This window comes from Roseomonas sp. TAS13 (assembly GCF_001950415.1).
Taxonomy (GTDB): Bacteria; Pseudomonadota; Alphaproteobacteria; order Acetobacterales; family Acetobacteraceae; genus Roseomonas; species Roseomonas mucosa.
On record NZ_BDLP01000481.1, the window covers coordinates 1 to 2,774 of the forward strand.

4 protein-coding genes are annotated in these 2,774 nt (G+C 71.7%); 2 read left to right on the top strand and 2 right to left on the bottom strand.

Features of this window, described 5'->3' with window-relative positions; all coding sequences use genetic code 11:
- Both ROTAS13_RS22435 and ROTAS13_RS22440 read right to left on the bottom strand, forming a co-directional pair.
- On the bottom strand, positions 1-343 hold a 343-nt coding region (locus tag ROTAS13_RS22435), incomplete at its 3' end, for a hypothetical protein (RefSeq protein ID WP_075823494.1).
- Positions 344-469: 126 nt separating this feature from the next.
- Positions 470-775 carry a hypothetical protein gene (locus tag ROTAS13_RS22440; RefSeq protein ID WP_019461603.1) on the bottom strand — a complete coding sequence of 102 codons (306 nt, stop codon included), beginning with the start codon at positions 773-775 and terminating at the stop codon, positions 470-472.
- A 250-nt stretch (positions 776-1,025) separates the two neighbouring features.
- Between ROTAS13_RS22440 and ROTAS13_RS22445 the strand changes: the two genes are divergently transcribed.
- Together ROTAS13_RS22445 and ROTAS13_RS22450 are read left to right on the top strand one after the other, a co-directional pair.
- A complete protein-coding gene (locus tag ROTAS13_RS22445) occupies positions 1,026-2,153 on the top strand; it encodes an extracellular solute-binding protein (RefSeq protein ID WP_075823495.1) in 1,128 nt (375 codons plus the stop codon).
- On the top strand, positions 2,150-2,746 hold the full coding sequence (locus ROTAS13_RS22450; RefSeq protein ID WP_083755675.1) for an ABC transporter ATP-binding protein: 597 nt from the start codon (positions 2,150-2,152) through the stop codon (positions 2,744-2,746). Before ROTAS13_RS22445 ends, ROTAS13_RS22450 begins: the two co-directional genes overlap by 4 nt.
- The last annotated feature ends 28 nt before the right edge of the window (positions 2,747-2,774 follow it).

A 2,774-nucleotide genomic window follows, 5' to 3' on the forward strand; every position in this document is an offset into this window, starting at 1 on the left:
AGGGAATGGGGGAGGCGACGGCATCGATGCGGATCGCGCGCAGCACCGGCAGCGCCGTGACGCCCAGGCCGAAGCGCATCGTCCCCTGCCGCGACAGGGCCAGCGGCGCCGTGCCCGTGTCCAGCACCAGCCCGGCGCCCACCGCCCTGCCCGTCCGGACCGGCAGCAGCGAGAGCCCGTCGCCGCTCTGCAGCAGGATCACGTCGCCTTCTCGCAGCCCGGCGGCCGCGGCGAAGTAGCCGGTGGCCAGCACCGCGCTCCGCGTGTCGGCGGTCCTGTAGTACCAGAGCGTCATGCTGCCCGTGCTGGCGAGCGTGAGCAGGCTGGGGCTCGCGAAGGCCATGCGATCTCCTCTTGCGGCACAGCGAGGCGGGGCGCGCCGTGGATGGCCGTGCGCCCGGACATGCGGGATGGGATGGGCAAAGCCCCGGAAGGCGTGGCGGACCCGCCGGGGATCAGTCCGGAAGGGTCAGGACATGCGGGCGGTGACCGCGATGCCGAAGCGGCCGGCTGCCGTGCGGCTCAGACGCAGGGGCGCGGAGACCGAATCCAGCACCAGCCCGTTGCCCACGGCGCCCGCCTCGCGCATCGGCAGAAAGGACATCCCATCCGCCGAATGCAGGATCACCACATGCCCCGGCAGCAGCCGGTCCGTGGCGGCCGCGAAATATCCGCTCGCCAGCACGGCGGCCCGGCTGTCGCCGGTGCGGTAGTCCCAGATCGAGAAGGAGCCCGCACTGACCAGTGCGGTAAGCGAACTGGCATCGAAGGACATCGGCGCTCCCTGGACGGAAAGCCGCGCGCCCGCGCCCCGGCCGGCGCGCGGGCGCGCTCCGTCGGAAAAGGTGGGCAGCGGCGGGTGAGGGGGGTGCCGGGCGGACATGGCTCGCCCGTTGGCCGCTTCTCCCTAGAGGAATAAAATCCTCATGTCAACGAATTTATTCCTATGACACGCACTGTTCCGCCCGCCTCGCCGCTGTTCTACGCTCGCCCCGCATCCCCCGACCACGGAGCCACAACGCCTCATGCGCCTGCCCGTGCGCCCACGCCGCCTCGCCCTCGCCCTCGGCCTCCTCCTGCCCCTGCTGGCCGCGCTGGCCCTCGTCCCGGCGGCCCGGGCGCAGGAACGCGTGATCAACGTCTACAACTGGACCGACTACATCGACCCGAAGGCCATCGAGCGCTTCCAGGCGGAAACCGGCATCCAGGTCCGCTACGACGTCTTCGACAGCCTGGAAACGCTGGAGGCCAAGCTGTCCGCCGGCCGGTCGGGCTATGACGTGGTGGTCCCGACCTCGGAGCCCACCTTCGCCCGCCTCGTCCGCGCCAAGGCCCTGCGCGCGCTCGACCGCGCGCAGATCACGAGCTTCGCCAACCAGGACCCGGCGCTGCTCCAGCGCGTCGCCAGCAGCGATCCCGGCAACGCGCATGGCGCCATCTATCTCTGGGGCACGATCGGCCTGGGCCTGCGTCCGGAGAAGATCCGCGCCCTGGCGCCCGACGCGCCGCTCGACAGCCTCGACCTGCTGCTCAGGCCGGAAAACGCGAAGCGCATCGCCGGCTGCGGCATCGCCTTCATGGACAGCGGCATCGACGTCATCCCCTCGGTGCTGCACTGGCTCGGAAAGGAGCCGAATTCCGGCACGGCCGAGGACCTCGCGGCGGCGGAGAAGACGCTGCTGGCCATCCGCCCGCATGTGCGCGCCATCATCTCCTCCGGCGCCCTCGCCGACGCGCTGGCGAATGGCGAGTACTGCGCCGTCTTCGGCTATTCCGGCGACGTCATCCAGGCGCGCGTCCGGGCCGAGGCGGCGGGCCGTGCCGAGGGGCTGACCTATGTGCAGCCGAGGCAGGGCGCGCAGCTCTGGTTCGACATGCTGGCCATTCCCGCCGACGCGCCGCATCCGGAGGACGCGCAGCGCTTCATTGACTTCCTGCTGCGGCCCGAGGTCATCGCCGGCGTCACCAACCAGGTGCGCTATCCCAATGCGGTGCCCGCCTCGCGCCCCTATCTCAGCCAGGCGGTTCTCGCCGATCCCAACGTCATCCCGTCGCCCGAGACGATCGCCCGCACCTTCACCGTCACCGCCCCGCCCCCTGCCGCCGAGCGTGCCCGCGCCCGGCTCTGGACCCGCTTCAAGGCCGGACGTTGAGCGCACCGCTGCTGCGCCTGTCCGGCCTCACCCGCCGCTTCGGCGCGCTGGCGGCGCTGGACGGGCTGGACCTCGCCATGCCGGCGGGCGAGTTCCTGACCCTGCTGGGCGGCTCCGGCTCCGGCAAGTCCACGCTGCTGCGCGTGGTCGCGGGCTTCGAGCGGCCGGATTCCGGCAGCGTGCTGCTGGACGGCGCCGACCTCACCCCGCTGCCGCCGCACCGGCGCCCGGTGAACATGATGTTCCAGTCCTACGCGCTGTTTCCGCATCTCAGCGTCTTCGACAACATCGCCTATGGGCTTCGCCGGGAAGGGCAGGGGCGTGCGGCCGTCGCGCAGCGCGTGGAACGCCTCGTGGCCCTGCTGCATCTCCAGGGGCTGGAAAGGCGCCGCCCAGACGCGCTGTCCGGAGGCCAGCGCCAGCGCGTTGCCCTGGCCCGCGCACTGGCCCGCCGCCCGCGCCTGCTGCTGCTCGACGAGCCCCTGGCCGCCCTCGATGCCAACCTGCGCGAGCGCACCGGCTTCGAGCTCCGCGCCCTGCAACGCGAGACCGGCGCCGGCTTCATCATGGTCACGCACGACCCTGTCTCTTGATCACATCTACGCACAGCTCCACCGTAAG

Bases quoted from the DNA above. Each gene is read 5' to 3' on its own strand.
- ROTAS13_RS22440 (WP_019461603.1), bottom strand. From the start codon at position 775: ATGTCCTTCGATGCCAGTTCGCTTACCGCACTGGTCAGTGCGGGCTCC.
- ROTAS13_RS22445 (WP_075823495.1), top strand. From the start codon at position 1,026: ATGCGCCTGCCCGTGCGCCCACGCCGCCTCGCCCTCGCCCTCGGCCTC.